16 protein-coding genes are annotated in these 13798 nt (G+C 67.2%); 12 read left to right on the forward strand and 4 right to left on the reverse strand.

Going from position 1 to position 13798, the window contains the following annotated elements:
- Positions 1-3 precede the first annotated feature (3 nt).
- From cobN to cobJ, 4 genes are read left to right on the forward strand one after another with little or no spacing between them, the layout of a single operon-like run.
- A complete protein-coding gene (gene cobN, locus VK804_RS17270) occupies positions 4-3336 on the forward strand; it encodes a cobaltochelatase subunit CobN (RefSeq protein WP_325372386.1) in 3333 nt (1110 codons plus the stop codon).
- A complete protein-coding gene (locus VK804_RS17275) occupies positions 3333-3962 on the forward strand; it encodes a precorrin-8X methylmutase (protein ID WP_325372387.1) in 630 nt (209 codons plus the stop codon). The genes cobN and VK804_RS17275 overlap by 4 nt, the downstream gene beginning before the upstream one ends.
- On the forward strand, positions 3959-4690 hold the full coding sequence (locus VK804_RS17280) for a precorrin-2 C(20)-methyltransferase (RefSeq protein ID WP_325372388.1): 732 nt from the start codon (positions 3959-3961) through the stop codon (positions 4688-4690). The genes VK804_RS17275 and VK804_RS17280 overlap by 4 nt, the downstream gene beginning before the upstream one ends.
- Positions 4687-5448, forward strand: a complete 762-nt coding sequence (gene cobJ, locus VK804_RS17285) for a precorrin-3B C(17)-methyltransferase (RefSeq protein WP_325372390.1) — start codon at positions 4687-4689, stop codon at positions 5446-5448. The genes VK804_RS17280 and cobJ overlap by 4 nt, the downstream gene beginning before the upstream one ends.
- Here the strand turns inward: cobJ and VK804_RS17290 are convergent.
- Positions 5415-6215 (reverse strand): cobalt-precorrin-6A reductase, encoded by an 801-nt coding sequence (locus VK804_RS17290; protein ID WP_325372392.1) that lies wholly within the window; start codon positions 6213-6215, stop codon positions 5415-5417. The genes cobJ and VK804_RS17290 overlap by 34 nt on opposite strands.
- Between VK804_RS17290 and cbiE the strand changes: the two genes are divergently transcribed.
- From cbiE to cobA, 5 genes are read left to right on the forward strand one after another with little or no spacing between them, the layout of a single operon-like run.
- Positions 6196-7419: a precorrin-6y C5,15-methyltransferase (decarboxylating) subunit CbiE gene (cbiE, locus tag VK804_RS17295; protein ID WP_325372394.1), complete on the forward strand. Its 1224-nt coding sequence runs from the start codon at positions 6196-6198 to the stop codon at positions 7417-7419. The genes VK804_RS17290 and cbiE overlap by 20 nt on opposite strands.
- Positions 7416-7814, forward strand: a complete 399-nt coding sequence (locus VK804_RS17300; protein ID WP_325372396.1) for a cobalamin biosynthesis protein — start codon at positions 7416-7418, stop codon at positions 7812-7814. Before cbiE ends, VK804_RS17300 begins: the two co-directional genes overlap by 4 nt.
- Complete coding sequence (gene cobM, locus VK804_RS17305; protein WP_325372398.1) at positions 7811-8590, forward strand: precorrin-4 C(11)-methyltransferase; 780 nt, start codon at positions 7811-7813, stop codon at positions 8588-8590. Before VK804_RS17300 ends, cobM begins: the two co-directional genes overlap by 4 nt.
- Complete coding sequence (locus tag VK804_RS17310; RefSeq protein WP_325372400.1) at positions 8577-9908, forward strand: cobyrinate a,c-diamide synthase; 1332 nt, start codon at positions 8577-8579, stop codon at positions 9906-9908. The genes cobM and VK804_RS17310 overlap by 14 nt, the downstream gene beginning before the upstream one ends.
- On the forward strand, positions 9905-10705 hold the full coding sequence (cobA, locus tag VK804_RS17315) for a uroporphyrinogen-III C-methyltransferase (protein WP_325372402.1): 801 nt from the start codon (positions 9905-9907) through the stop codon (positions 10703-10705). Before VK804_RS17310 ends, cobA begins: the two co-directional genes overlap by 4 nt.
- Positions 10706-10726: 21 nt before the next feature.
- On the opposite strand, the gene VK804_RS17320 is transcribed toward cobA, so the two are convergent.
- Entirely contained in the window at positions 10727-11272 is a 546-nt protein-coding gene (locus tag VK804_RS17320) for a hypothetical protein (protein WP_325372404.1), read from the reverse strand.
- A 234-nt stretch (positions 11273-11506) separates the two neighbouring features.
- On the opposite strand from VK804_RS17320, the gene VK804_RS17325 reads away from it, so the two are divergent.
- The 3 genes from VK804_RS17325 (at position 11507) to VK804_RS17335 (ending at position 13141) form a co-directional block, all read left to right on the forward strand.
- The gene (locus tag VK804_RS17325) at positions 11507-12097 is read left to right on the forward strand and encodes a formyltransferase family protein (RefSeq protein WP_325372406.1); all 591 of its coding nucleotides are present in this window, start codon (positions 11507-11509) and stop codon (positions 12095-12097) included.
- A gap of 191 nt (positions 12098-12288) precedes the next feature.
- Positions 12289-12639, forward strand: a complete 351-nt coding sequence (locus tag VK804_RS17330) for a hypothetical protein (RefSeq protein WP_325372408.1) — start codon at positions 12289-12291, stop codon at positions 12637-12639.
- 67 nt (positions 12640-12706) lie between these two features.
- Complete coding sequence (locus VK804_RS17335) at positions 12707-13141, forward strand: hypothetical protein (protein ID WP_325372410.1); 435 nt, start codon at positions 12707-12709, stop codon at positions 13139-13141.
- 29 nt (positions 13142-13170) lie between these two features.
- Here VK804_RS17335 and VK804_RS17340 read toward each other — a convergent pair whose 3' ends face one another.
- Positions 13171-13380, reverse strand: a complete 210-nt coding sequence (locus VK804_RS17340) for a hypothetical protein (RefSeq protein WP_325372412.1) — start codon at positions 13378-13380, stop codon at positions 13171-13173.
- A gap of 12 nt (positions 13381-13392) precedes the next feature.
- Positions 13393-13791 carry a RidA family protein gene (locus tag VK804_RS17345; RefSeq protein ID WP_325372414.1) on the reverse strand — a complete coding sequence of 133 codons (399 nt, stop codon included), beginning with the start codon at positions 13789-13791 and terminating at the stop codon, positions 13393-13395.
- Positions 13792-13798: the final 7 nt, after the last annotated feature.

Raw genomic sequence — 13798 nt, forward strand, 5'->3', positions numbered from 1 at the left:
CGCATGCACATCCTGCTGCGGGAACGGCATGGATTTGAGGAGACCGCCGCCGCCGAGGATCTCGGCCAGGCGCCGGCGGACCTCGTCGTGCTGTCGTTTGCCGATAGCGATCTCAGCGCCTTCGCGGCGGCGTGGCGCGGCGGACGCGCGACGCTGCCCGGGCTGCGGCTGGCCAATTTGCGCCGCCTGACCCATCCGCTTTCGGTCGATCTCTACATCGAGAAGACCCTGTCGGGCGCCCGCGGCATTCTCATTCGCCTGCTCGGCGGCGTCGATTACTGGCGTTACGGCATCGAGCAGGTCAGCGCGATGGCGGCGGCCCAGGGAATAGCGCTGGCCGTCGTGCCCGGCGACGGCAGGCCCGATCCGCGGCTCGACGCGGCGTCGAACCTGCCGCCGTCGACGCTGCGCCGGCTGAAATCGCTCTGCGACAGCGGCGGCGCGGATAGCGCGCGCGCCGCGCTGGCGCAACTCGCGCTCGCTGCCGGCCTGCGGGCGGTGCCGCCGGTCGCCCGCGCAGGACTGGCGCGCCACGGCTTTTATGCTCCGGGCAAGGGTGTAATCGAGCCAGCCGATCTCGACATTGCGGCCGGCGGCGCGGCGATCGTGCTGGTGGTGTTCTATCGCGCCATTCTCGCGGCCTCCGACACCGATCCGGTCGATCGGCTGATCGGCGAATTTTCCCGCCGCGGCGTCAGGCCGATCGGCCTGTTTGCCACCAGCCTGAAAGATCCGGAAAGCGACGGCTGGTTGCGGCAATGGATCGGGAAAATCGCGCCTGACGTGATCATCAACGCGACCGCGTTTTCGGCGCGCGGCGATGGCGGCGCTGGCCCACCCTTCGATGTTGTCGATGCGCCCGTGTTGCAGGTGGCGCTTTCGGGCTCGACCCGTGAGCTGTGGGCCGAGGCCGACCGCGGGCTGTCGCCGTCCGACCTTGCGATCCACGTCGTGCTGCCGGAACTGGACGGCCGCCTGTTCGCCGGCGTCGCCTCGTTCAAGCAGGTCGAAACCACCGATCCCGAACTGGGCTACGCCCGCACGATTCATCGCGGCGACGACGACCGCATCAGTGCCGTCGTCGGGCGCGCGCTGGCCTGGCTTTCGCTGCGGCGAACCGCGCACGCCGACAAGCGCGTTGCCGTCGTGCTGTCGGCCTATCCGGGACGCGAGGACCAGATGGCGCACGCCGTCGGCCTCGACGCGCCCGAGAGCACCATCGAGGCACTGAATTTCCTCCGCGATGAAGGTTACGCGATCGCCAACCCACCGGTCGACGGCACAGCGCTGATCGACCGCCTGAAAGCAGAGGCCATCCGCTGGCCGCTGCAAAGCTACCGTGCCGCCCTCGCCGGCCTTGACCCGGCGATGGTCGTCGACCTCGCGTTGCAATGGGGAACGCCGGAAAGCGACGGGGCATTCGACAACGGTGATTTCGTCTTCAAGGCGATCCATTGCGGGCATGCGCTGATTGCAGTGCAGCCGGAGCGCGGCCAGCGCGCCGATCGCGCCGCCGAATATCACGATCCCCGGCGATCGCCGCGGCACGCTTACGTCGCGTTCTATCTGTGGCTCCGTCATGCCGTCAAATGCGACGCGCTGATCCATATGGGCGCCCATGGCACGCTGGAATGGCTGCCGGGAAAATCGGTGGCGCTGTCGTCGGCGTGCTGGCCCGAGGCGTTGCTCGGTCCGACGCCCGTGATCTATCCCTTCATCGTCAACAATCCCGGCGAGGCTGCGGCCGCGAAACGCCGGCTCGGCGCCGTCACCATCGGACACATGACGCCGCCGATCAGTGCCGGCAAATTGCCCTCGGGACTGCACACGATCGAACGCCTGCTCGACGAATATTCCGTCGCCGAGGGCCTCGATCCCCGCCGGCGCGAGCGGCTGGCGCGCGCCATCATCGACACCGCAGCCGAATCCGGCCTCGATCGCGACAGCGGCCTTTCCGACACGATGACGCCGCGCGAGGCCGTGGTACGGCTCGATAGTTTTGTCTGCGACGTCAAGACCACGCTGGTCGCCGACGGCCTCCACGTCTTCGGTCGCGTGCCGGTCGCGGATCAGGCCGCAATGCCGTTCGAAGCCTGCGCCTTGGGCGAACGCACCGCCCTGCTCGCCGCACTCGACGGCAAGCATGTCTCGCCGGGACCTGCGGGCTCACCATGGCGCGGACGGCGCGACGTGCTGCCGACGGGGCGCAATCTCTTCACCATCGACACCCGCGCGGTGCCAAGCCGCAGCGCCACCGAACAGGGCGAACGTCTCGCCGACGCCTTGCTAACCCGCCATCTGCAGGATCACGGCGACTATCCACGCAACGTCATGCTGGACCTCTGGGGCTCGGCGACCATGCGCACCGCCGGCGAGGAATTTTCTATGGCGCTGCGCCTGATGGGCGTGGCACCCGTGTGGGACACGACCTCAGACCGCGTCACCGGCTTCGACGTGATCACGCTGGCCGTGCTCGGGCGGCCACGGATCGATGTAACGCTGCGTATTTCCGGCCTGTTCCGGGATGTGTTTTCGACCCTGCCAGTGATGTTCGAGCAAGCGGCGGCGGCCCTGGCCGCGCGCGACGAGCCGGATGAGGAAAATCCCTATCGTGCCGCCGCCGGCCCGCGCGTGTTCGGGCCCGCGCCCGGCGACTATGGTGTCGGCGTCGTCGAGACGGTCACCGAGTTTACGCCTGCAACAGCCGAGGACGTCGGCGAAGCCTGGCTCGCGGCCAGCGCCTTTGCCTATGGCGGCGCCCGGGACGGCATTGCCGCGCGTGCGGCGCTGGAAAAACGCACCGCCCTCAGCGATACGTTCGTCCACCCCCAGGATCTGCCCGAGACCGACCTCCTGACCGCGCCAGATTTTGCTGCGCACGAAGCCGGCTTCGCCGCTGCGTCGCGCAAACTCGGCGGCGCTACGCCCGCGCTTTACCACGCCGACACATCTAACCCCGATGCGCCGCGCATGCGGACGCTGCCGGAGGAGATCGCGCGCGTGGTTCGCGGGCGTGCCGCCAACCGGCGCTGGCTCGAGGGCCAGATGCGGCACGGCTTTCGCGGCGCCGCCGAAATCGCCTCCACGCTCGACCAGATGGCGCTGTTTGCGCATCTGGCCGGCGCGGTCGCGAGCCATCACTTCGATCTGTATTACGGCGCAACGCTTGGCGACGACGAGGTGCGTCAGTTCATCGAACGGGCAAATCCGGAAGCAGCAGCCGCCATGCGGCAGCGCTTCCAGCAGATGCGGGACGCCGGCTATTGGACGACGCGGCGCAACAGCGCGGTCGAGACGATTGCGGTCGCATCGACCGGCGCGGGGGTTCGGTCATGAGTTACGCCTACGAAAAGGACGGCGCCGCGATCTACCGCCGCTCGTTTGCGGTCATCCGCGCCGAGGCGAAGCTGGACCACCTCGCTGCCGCCGATGAAAAGGTCGTCGTGCGCATCATCCATGCCAGCGGCATGGTCGATATCGTCGACGACATCGTGTTTTCGAAGGCGTTCAGTGCCGCCGCCGCGGCGGCATTGCGTGCCGGCGCGCCGATCTTTTGCGATGCCCAGATGGTGGCGCATGGCATTACGCGAACGCGGCTGCCGGCCGACAATGCCGTGATCTGCATGCTGTCCGACCCGCGCGTGCCGTCGCTTGCCGCAGCCCACGACACGACCCGGAGTGCCGCGGCGGTAGATCTGTGGCGGAAGCAATTGGCGGGATCAGTCGTGGTGATCGGCAATGCGCCGACCGCGCTGTTCCGCCTGCTCGAAATCCTTGATGAACCCGGCGTCGCGCCGCCGGCCGCGGTGATCGGCATGCCCGTGGGATTCGTGGGCGCCGCCGAATCCAAGGAGGCGCTGCGCGCCTGTGAACGCGTGCCAAGCGTCATCGTGCGCGGCCGGCGCGGCGGCAGCGCCATGGCGGCCGCCGCCCTTAATGCAGTTGCGAGCGAAACCGAATGAGCGCGCCAGCCATCATCTACGGCATCGGCCTCGGCCCCGGCGATCCGGAGTTAATCAGCGTCAAAGCTGCGCGGCTGATCGCGAGCACCGGCGTGATCGCTCATTTCCGAAAGCCCGGACGGCCCGGCAACGCCCGCACTTTGGTTGAGGGCATGCTCGCACCCGGGGTGATCGAGGAAGCCCTGGAATATCCCGTCACCACCGAGATCGCGCTGGAAGACCCGGCCTATGGCGACACGCTGCGATCCTTCTACGACGATTGCGTGCGGCGGCTGCTGGCCCATGTCACTGAGGGTCGCGACGTCGCCGTGCTCTGCGAGGGCGATCCATTCCTCTATGGCTCCTTCATGCATCTGCACAGCCGTCTCACCGGCCGCGCGCCGATCGTGGTGGTGCCCGGCATTTCCGGCATGTCCGGCTGCTGGACCGCTAGCGGCGTGCCCATTACCTTTGGCGACGACGTGCTGACCGTGGTGCCGGCGACGCTGGACGAGGCGAGCCTGCGCGAACGCCTGCGGTCGATCGATGCGCTGGTCGTGATGAAGCTCGGCCGCAATCTGCCAAAGGTGCGCCGCGCGCTGTGCGCCGCGGGTCTTACGGAGCGGGCCGTCTATGTCGAGCGCGGCACCATGGCCGGCGAAAAGGTGATGCGGCTCGCCGACAAGACCGACGACGAGGCGCCCTATTTCTCAATGATACTGGTCCACGGCCGCGGGCGGCGGCCATGAGCGGCTGGCTCGCCATCGCCGGCCTCGGGCCGGGAGCTGCGCAGCTGATCACGCCGGAGGTGACGCAGGCGCTCTCCGAGGCCTCCGATCTCGTCGGCTATGGACCCTATGTCGCGCGCGTGCCGGCGCGCCCCGGTTTGACTTGCCACGGCTCCGACAATCGCGAGGAGCTCGATCGCGCTAGTCTCGCGCTACGGCTCGCGGCACAGGGCAAACGAGTCGTTGTGGTCTCCTCGGGCGACCCCGGCGTGTTCGCGATGGCGGCCGCCGTGTTCGAGGCGATCGATGCCGGCGATCCCGCATGGCGCGATCTCGACATCCGGGTGCTGCCCGGCATTAGCGCGATGTTCGCCGCCGCAGCGCGGATTGGCGCCCCGCTCGGGCATGATTTCTGTGCCATCAACCTGTCGGACAATCTGAAACCGTGGGAGCTGATCGAGCGCCGGCTGCGGCTGGCGGCGCAGGCTGGTTTCGTGATTGCGCTCTACAATCCGCTTTCGAAAGCGCGCCCCTGGCAGCTCGGCCGCGCCTTGGAGCTGCTGCGCGGGGAATTGCCTGATAGCGTTCCCGTGATATTCGCAAGCGCCGTCAGCGATGCCGGGGAGACGATCGATACGACGACGTTGCGTGATGCGATGGCCGATCGAGCCGATATGCGCACGCTGGTGCTGATCGGGTCGTCGCAGACGCGGCTGATCGCGCGCTCCGGCCGCCCCGCTTTCGTTTATACGCCACGCTCGGCCGGAGCTGCATCATGACCGAGCCAATGCAGCACCTCGTCGACGGTCTCGACTTTTTGCCGCGCCGGGACAAAAGGCCGGCGGATCATTATCACCGGCAGCGCCAGTTCGCGCGCAACGTCGATTTTCGCCGAAACCTGATTGCCGCCGGCGTTCTTGGCCACGATCATGTCGGCGCAAAATTTCGTCAGCATGGCGCGCTCGCCGGCGCGGTCGAACGGTCCGCGCGCCACCACCATTTCGGCATCGCGCAACGGCAACGGCGCGCGCGGCGGATCGACCAGCCGGACCAGATAAGCGTGCTGTGGATGCGGGGCGAATGCCGCAAGATGCTGCCGCCCGATGCCGAGAAACACCCGACGCGGCGCGGCGCCGAGGGCTGCGGCCGCAGCCCCGATATCGTCGACCTCGATCCAGCGGTCGCCGGCGACCGCCTGCCAGGGCGGGCGCTCCAGCGCCAGCAACGGCACATTGGCGGCGGCGCAGGCGGCAATCGCATGCGAGCTCATTTGCGCGGCGAAGGGATGCGTGGCGTCAACGACGCGCGCGATGTTTTCGGCCATGAGGTAATGTTTCAGGCCGTCGATGCCGCCGAACCCGCCGACGCGCCAGGCAATCGGAGGTTTCGCCGGATTTTCGGTGCGGCCGGCATAGGACAATACCGCGTAGATGCGGGGATCTTTTGCCACCACTTGCGCGAGCCGGTTGGCCTCGGCCGTGCCGCCGAGGATCAGCACGCGCAATCGTGTCGCCAGGGAGGATGTCATGGCGGGCAGCGATGACATGCCGGCGCCCTGGTTGTCCATTGTCGGGATCGGCGAGGACGGGCTCGACGGGCTGTCGGCGGCGGCGCGCGAACGGCTCGCGGGCGCGGAACTGGTCGCCGGCGGGGCACGGCATTTGGCGCTGGTGGCATCCCTGGGCAAGCCGACGCTGGCCTGGGAGAGCCCGTTCGCCGCCTCGATCCCAATGCTGCTCAGGCATCGCGGCAAACGCGTGGTCGCGCTGTGCTCGGGCGACCCGTTCTGGTACGGCGCGGGTTCGGTGATCGCCGACGCCATCCCGGCGGCCGAGACGACCGTGGTGCCGGCGCCGTCGAGTTTCGCGTGGGCCGCTTCGCGGCTGCGCTGGCGGCTGGAAGAAACCGTCACGCTCGGCCTGCACGCACGACCGCTGGCCTTGCTGCGCCCGCATTTGCGGACCGGTGCACGCCTGATCGTGTTGCTGCGCGACGGCGCAGCAGCGGCACAGGTCGCGGCCTATCTCAGCGGATTGGGCTTTGGGCCATCGCGCCTCACCATACTCGAAACGCTTGGCGGCCCGCGCGAGCGCATCCGCACCGCGACGGCCGCGGCGTTCGTCTTTGACGATGTCAACGCCCCGGTGGCGATCGCGATCGAGGCCGTCGCGGCGCCCGGCGCACACGTCATCCCGCGCGTGGTCGGATTGCCGGATGAATTATTCGCCCATGACGGTCAACTGACAAAACGCGAGATTCGCGCGGTCAGCCTGTCGACGCTGGCGCCACGCGGTGGCGAATTGTTGTGGGATGTCGGCGCGGGCGCAGGCTCCATCGGCATCGAATGGCTGCTCGCCCATCCCGCCAATCGCGCCATCGGCATCGAGGCGCGCGAGGACCGGCTGCAAAATGCCCGCGCCAATGCGGATTCACTCGGCGTGCCACATCTCGATCTCCGGCTTGGCACCGCGCCCGATGCGCTGAAAGGGCTGCCGACGCCGGACGCGGTATTCGTCGGCGGTGGCGCCAGCCGGGACGGCGTGCTCGATGCGGCATGGCAGGCGTTGCCGCCAGGCGGGCGGCTGGTGGTCAATTCCGTGACATTGGAAACCGAGGCGATCCTGATCGGCTGGCAGGCCCGCCATGGCGGCGCCTTGCTGCGGCTGTCGATCGAGCGCGCCGACCCGGTCGGCGGCCTCACCGGCTGGCGTCCGGCGATGCCGGTGGTGCAATGGAGCGTGACCAAATGAGCCGGCTGGTCATAGGCGTGGGTTTTCGCGACGAGGCCAGCGCCCGGTCGATTGGCGAAGTCGTGACCAACGCCAGCGCCCAGGCCGCCATGCCGGGCGCGGCGAGCCTGCTTGCCGTGCTCGAAGACAAGGCCGCGCATCCCGGCCTGATTGCGGCGGCGCAAACCGCGCAGCTTGCGATCGAGACGGTCGCCGCGGGGGCGATCGGCGTGGCCGATGCACACGTCGCCACGCGATCGGCGCAGGTGAAGAAATATCGCGGCGTCGGCAGCGTTTGCGAAGCGACCGCGCTCGCCGCCGCCGGCGAAGGCGCGCGCCTCGTCGTCACCCGGATCGTATCGGCCGATCGAACGGCTACCGCCGCCGTCGCCCTTGTCGAGGATAGAGCGCCATGACCGTCCATTTCATCGGCGCTGGCCCCGGCGCGCCCGATCTCATCACCGTGCGTGGCCAAAATCTGGTGGCGCGCTGTCCGGTGTGCCTGTTTGCGGGATCGCTGGTGCCGCGCGAAATCATCGCGCTGTGCCCACCCGGCGCACGGGTAGTCGACACCGCGCCGCTCGACCTCGACGCGATCACCGGCGAATTCGTTGCAGCGAATGACGTTGGCCTCGACGTGGCACGGCTGCATTCCGGCGATCTCTCGGTGTGGAGCGCGATGGGCGAGCAGATCCGAAGGCTCGAAAGCCACGGCATTCCCTACACCGTCACGCCGGGCGTGCCCTCCTTCGCCGCCGCCGCCGCCGTGCTCGGACGCGAACTAACCCTACCGGGCGTGGCGCAAACCGTGGTGCTGACCCGAACCTCCGGCCGCGCCTCGGCGATGCCGGCGGGAGAAAGCCTTGCCGTCTACGCCTCAACCGGCGCGACGCTGGCGATCCATCTGTCGATCCATGTGCTCGACGAGGTGACGGCGACACTGATGCCGCATTACGGCGCCGACGGCGCCGCAGCCGTGGTGGTGCGCGCGAGCTGGCCGGAGCAGTTGATCATTCGCGGCGCGCTGTCGACCATCGCCGCCAAGGTGCGGGCCGCAAACGTCGAGCGCACCGCGCTGATCCTGGTCGGACCGGCGCTCGCCGCGCAGGATTTCGCCGACAGCGCTCTGTATGATGCAAATTACGATCGCCGGTTCCGGCCGTCAGCGGAGGACAGGCGTGGCGGGCAATAACGCACCGGGACTCATCATCGCAGCACCCGCCTCCCACAGCGGCAAGACCACGCTGACGCTTTCGCTGCTCGCCGCGCTGCGCCGCCGCGGCCGCATCGTGCAGCCCTATAAATGCGGTCCCGACTATATCGATCCAGCTTTCCACACGCTGGCCGCCGGCCGCGCCTCGTTCAACCTGGATTCCTGGGCGCAGGGACGCGACCGGTTCGAGGCGCTGCTGGATGCCGGCTACGATGCAGACATCTGCATCGCCGAGGGCGTGATGGGGCTCTTCGACGGCGTCGCCACGCCGGGCGCCTGGGGCAACGGCTCGACCGCCGATATTGCCGCGGCAACCGGCTGGCCGGTGGTGCTGGTGCTCGATGTCTCCGGTCAGGCGCAATCCGCAGCGGCGGTCGCACTTGGTTTTGCGCGCTATCGCGAGGACGTCGCGATCGCCGGCGTCATCCTCAACAAGGTCGCGAGCGCGCGCCATGCCGCGCTGGTTCGCGACGGGTTTTCACGGAGCGGTGTTGCCGTGTTCGGCGCGATCGGACGTGACGACGGGCTGACCCTGCCCGAGCGCCATCTCGGACTGGTCCAGGCGCAGGAAGACTCTTCGCTGGCTGGAAAGCTCACGGCGCTGGCCGATCTGGTCGAGCGCGATCTCGATCTGGCGGCGCTCGAAGCGGCGGCTCGTCCGACGCGGCGCCAACCGCGTACGGCGACACCTCGCCTCCTTCCACCCGGGCAACGGGTCGCGCTGGCGCGCGACGCGGCGTTTTCTTTCATCTATCCGCATCTGGTAGCGGGCTGGCGCGCGGCGGGCGCCGAGATCGTCCCCTTCTCGCCGCTCGCCGACGAACCGCCCGACCCTTCCTGCGATGTCGCCTGGCTTCCCGGCGGCTATCCGGAATTGCACGCCGGCCGGCTCGCCGCCGCGTCACGCTTCGCCGACGGAATCCGCGCCTTCGCGCAGAACCATCCGGTGCATGGCGAGTGCGGCGGCTACATGACGCTCGGCGCGGGGTTGATCGACGCCGGCGGGACCCGTCACGCGATGCTGGGACTGCTCGGGCTCGAGACCGACTTTGCGCAGCGCCGTTTGCATCTCGGCTACCGGACCGCGACGCTGCTTGCGGCCATTCCGGGGCACGCCCCGGGAAGCGTGCTGCGCGGCCATGAATTCCACTATGCCCGTGTGGTGGCGCAGCCCGACCAGCCGCTGGCCGAGATCTGCGATGCCACTGGCGCCGGCACGGCGGAAACCGGCGGCCGGCGCGGCCGCGTCACCGGAAGCTTTTTCCATATGGTCGACGCGGCAGAGGCTCGGTCATGACGGCGGACCAACCGACTTCGTCCGGCAGCATCGCCCTGGTCGGCGGCGGTCCCGGGGACGTCGATCTGCTGACGCTGCGCGCGGTGGAGCGGCTGCGCGCAGCCGACGTGATCCTTTACGACGACCTCGCCGGCGACGAAATTCTGTCGTTCGCGCGTCCCGACACCGAACTGGTCGCGGTCGGCAAGCGCGCCGGCCATCCCTCGCCGAAACAGCAGGAGGTCAACCGGCTGATGATCGGCTATGCCAAACTCGGCAAGCGCGTGGTCCGGATCAAGTCCGGCGATCCCTCGATCTTCGGTCGCGCCGACGAAGAGATTGTCGCCGCGCGCTCAGCCGGCGTGCCGATCGAAATCGTGCCCGGGGTCACCACGGCGACCGCGGCGGCGGCCTATTTGTGCGCTCCGCTCACCAAACGAGGGGTGGCGCGCCGGCTCCAGATGGTCACCGGCCACGACGCCGACGGCCAACTGCCGGCCGACCTCGATATCGCCGCACTGGCCGATCCTGCTGCCACGACCTGCGTATTCATGGGCAAGGCGACCTTCGCTGGCCTGGCTGAGCGGTTGATCGCCCATGGGCTGTCGCGGGAGACGCCGACGGTAGTGCTCGAAAACTTGGGCACGCCGCTCACTCAGGTGACGGCGGGAACGCTCGCGGAAATCGCAACCCGCCTCGCTGCGGAAAAACCGCGTGGCCCGTGCATGATCCTCTATGGCGCAGCGTTTGCCGGGGTCGGCAAGGACCCGACCGGAGCGGCGCCTAATACCGCGCGACCACCGGCCCGCCCCAGTTGAACTTCACATTCATGCCGGTGATCAGGCGACGTAGAACTCGACGCTTTTCGCCAAAGAGGAACCGGACTGGTCCTGCGCCTGCAGCAAATAAGCGCCACCCGGAAACGTGTTCGGAAGCTGAATGGAAAGCGGACCGGTCCCGGAGGCCGATGTAACCGGGCTCGGCATAGGCTTGCCGCTGGTCTTGTTCACCAGCACGACCTGCGAACCCGCAGGCAGGTTTTCGTATTGCGCGGAGATCGAATATCCGAGGATGGATTGGAAATTGATGATCGGTGAGGCCATTTCAAAACCCTGCATCCCAGAATTGATCTTCTCGCCAACGCCATCCGGACTTGTCGGTTCCAGCATCGGACAAGAAAAACGCGCGCCAGCGCCATTGTCCCAGCTTGGTGCAACCGTGTTGCATAAAATCATCATCCAATTTTCAAATTTCGACTTCTCCCGGAATTCTTTTGACTGTGTAACGACCTGTGCCGTTAGGTGGATGCGCTGGGCCTTAGGAATCGTTGTCATGCTCGATGCAGTCACCGCGCTGTTTGGCGTCATAAGCGTCGGAATATTCATCGCCCACGCCGTCGACGGCTATTGGTCGCGCTGACAGGCGCCTGTTCCGCTTCGCACCCGCCTCCTCGCACCGCGCAATCGATTTTCGGCCCTCGCGAGCTTCCGCCCCGTCGCTTCTTGGCGCGCGTCGCCCCCTGTTGATAACCCGCCTCTCCGTTTGCGGCCGGCGTGACAGGGCCTTCCCGCGTGTTATCGACGGGCAAGATTAGCCCGGCCCAACACGGAACAACCACCATGCGGATCACCCTGGTCGGCTCCCGCCATTTTGGCGTGACCACCCTGAACATGCTGCGCCAACATGGCGTCGACATCGTCAGGGTCGTGGTCGCCGATGCCGAAGACCGGCTGGCGGCCGCGGCCCGCGACGCCGGGATCGAGGTCGTGGTGCAGGCCAATCCCAGGCTCGTCGTCGCCTCCGAAATCGCCGACGGGACCGACCTGATCGTGACCGCGCATAGCCACGCCCGGATCGGCTCCGACGCGCTGGCCGCCGCGAGACTGGGCGGTATCGGCTATCATCCCTCGCTGCTGCCGCGCCACCGCGGCATCGCCGCGGTGGAATGGACCATCCGGGAAGGCGATCCGATCGCCGGCGGCACCGTGTATCATCTCGCCAACCGCATGGATGCCGGCGCCATCGCCGCCCAGGAATGGTGTTTTGTGAAAAAAGGCGAGACCGCCCGCGAATTATGGGAGCGCGCACTGGCGCCGCTCGGCCAAAAATTGCTCGGCGAAGTCATCGACTACGCGAAAGCCCATGACAGCCTGCCCGCCAGGCCGCAGGACGAGCAATTTGCGACCAAGGCGCCTGCGCTTTCGGAGTAGAATAATACCGCAGTCCATGCCGACCCGGATTTCCACCCGAGGCACCGAATTTTTGTTCCCTTTGAGGGAACCTTTCGCTGCATCAAAATATTGATTTGGCTGGAACTTCCTGCGTTGTTGCAGCGCGGCAAATTTTGGACACAATGTGCCCGGATAAGCCCCTCATCACGCAAAAATCGGGGATTTGATTCATGCGCCACAATCGCATTACTACCGTATTTCTCGCTTCTACTCTTGCCGCCGCCTTCACCGCTCCCGCGCTGGCCCAGTCACCCTATGATGGGGTCTGGAGCGTGACGGTAGTGACAAAAAGCGGCAGCTGCGAGCCGCAGACACGCTCGACGCTGATGGTCTCGGACGGTAAGGTTTCCGCCTCCGGTGCCGACGTCACCGGCAGCATCGGACGGGAAGGTCTCGTCCGGGTTTCAATCGGTGGTGCATATGCGAATGGCCAGCTCAGCGGCAATGGCGGATCGGGGAAATGGAACGGAGCCTCTGCAGGCATCCCGTGCAGCGGCCGCTGGGAAGCCGCCCGCCAGTAAATCTGGCGGAACCGCTGCCGCCATTCTACGACGGCTGATCTTCGCCGTCGTCACGTTGCTGGTAGCGATGGTATCCGGCTCTGCGAGTTACGCCCAAGCCGGTCCGTTCGCCGGCATGGCCGGCAACTGGTCCGGCGGCGGCGGCGTCACCCTTGACGACGGATCCTCCGAGCGGCTTCGATGCCGCGCGACCTATGCCGTCGGCGCCGGCGGGACCGGCCTCAACCTGTCGCTGGTTTGCGCCAGCGACAGCTACAAATTCGATCTCAGGGCCGATGTCATCTCCGATCGCGGCAGACTGTCCGGCTCCTGGAGCGAGACCAGCCGCGGGGTCAATGGCATCCTGGAAGGCCAGGGCGCCAACGGCAATTTTCAAGTGCTTGCCAACGCGCCCGGATTTGTCGCCAACATCTCGCTTTCGACCCGCGGCAACCGGCAAACGATTGGCATCCGCTCCGAGGGCTCGTTCAGGGGCGCCAACATTACGCTGTCGCGCTATTAGCCTCCGTTTCGGCCCTTCCCTGGCCCTCGCTAGCTCTCCTGTTTCGGCCGCGCCAGGCGGGCCGCGGTTTCCTTCATGGTCTTGGCGACCAGCAGCGCCTGCTCCTTGGTCAGGGCAAAATCCTGCACGCCCTTATCCGTGGTTAGCGACAGCACCATGATGTGGGGCTCCTGCTCGGGCCAACCGGTGGCAAATGACCTGACGAAATCGGCTGATGTCGATCGCTTGGAGGTGTTCATCTCGATAGCTTCCTATGCACCCGGCACGAAGGCCGTGACTTCGATTTCGACCTTGGCGCGTTCATCGACCAGGCCTGCGATATAGAGCAGCGTCGAGGGCGGAAAATTCTTTCCGAGCGTCTCGCGCCAGGCCGCGCCGATGCCGGGGCCGGCGGCCTCATATTCGGCGCGACTGGTCAAATACCAGGTCAGCCGGACGATGTGCTGGGGACCCGCGCCGGCTTCCGCCAACAGCTTGATGATGCGACGCAAAGCGCTAGCGACCTGCGCGGCCATGTCGGTGGGATAGTCGCCCTTCTCGTCGCCGCCGGTCTGGCCGGCCAGCACGATCCAGCGGCCGGGGGCGGCAATTTCGACGCCGTGCGAGAAGCCGCGCGGCTTCGACCATTCGGCAGGCTGCAGGATACGCATCGGCGAA

The organism is Bradyrhizobium sp. (assembly GCF_035484855.1).
Taxonomy (GTDB): Bacteria; Pseudomonadota; Alphaproteobacteria; order Rhizobiales; family Xanthobacteraceae; genus Bradyrhizobium.

Coding starts and splice junctions, on each gene's coding strand:
- cobN (WP_325372386.1), top strand. CDS start 4: ATGCACATCCTGCTGCGGGAACGGCATGGATTTGAGGAGACCGCCGCC.
- VK804_RS17275 (WP_325372387.1), top strand. CDS start 3,333: ATGAGTTACGCCTACGAAAAGGACGGCGCCGCGATCTACCGCCGCTCG.
- VK804_RS17280 (WP_325372388.1), top strand. CDS start 3,959: ATGAGCGCGCCAGCCATCATCTACGGCATCGGCCTCGGCCCCGGCGAT.
- cobJ (WP_325372390.1), top strand. CDS start 4,687: ATGAGCGGCTGGCTCGCCATCGCCGGCCTCGGGCCGGGAGCTGCGCAG.
- cbiE (WP_325372394.1), top strand. CDS start 6,196: ATGGCGGGCAGCGATGACATGCCGGCGCCCTGGTTGTCCATTGTCGGG.
- VK804_RS17290 (WP_325372392.1), bottom strand. CDS start 6,215: ATGTCATCGCTGCCCGCCATGACATCCTCCCTGGCGACACGATTGCGC.
- VK804_RS17300 (WP_325372396.1), top strand. CDS start 7,416: ATGAGCCGGCTGGTCATAGGCGTGGGTTTTCGCGACGAGGCCAGCGCC.
- cobM (WP_325372398.1), top strand. CDS start 7,811: ATGACCGTCCATTTCATCGGCGCTGGCCCCGGCGCGCCCGATCTCATC.
- cobA (WP_325372402.1), top strand. CDS start 9,905: ATGACGGCGGACCAACCGACTTCGTCCGGCAGCATCGCCCTGGTCGGC.
- VK804_RS17320 (WP_325372404.1), bottom strand. CDS start 11,272: ATGAATATTCCGACGCTTATGACGCCAAACAGCGCGGTGACTGCATCG.
- VK804_RS17325 (WP_325372406.1), top strand. CDS start 11,507: ATGCGGATCACCCTGGTCGGCTCCCGCCATTTTGGCGTGACCACCCTG.
- VK804_RS17330 (WP_325372408.1), top strand. CDS start 12,289: ATGCGCCACAATCGCATTACTACCGTATTTCTCGCTTCTACTCTTGCC.
- VK804_RS17335 (WP_325372410.1), top strand. CDS start 12,707: ATGGTATCCGGCTCTGCGAGTTACGCCCAAGCCGGTCCGTTCGCCGGC.
- VK804_RS17340 (WP_325372412.1), bottom strand. CDS start 13,380: ATGAACACCTCCAAGCGATCGACATCAGCCGATTTCGTCAGGTCATTT.
- VK804_RS17345 (WP_325372414.1), bottom strand. CDS start 13,791: ATGCGTATCCTGCAGCCTGCCGAATGGTCGAAGCCGCGCGGCTTCTCG.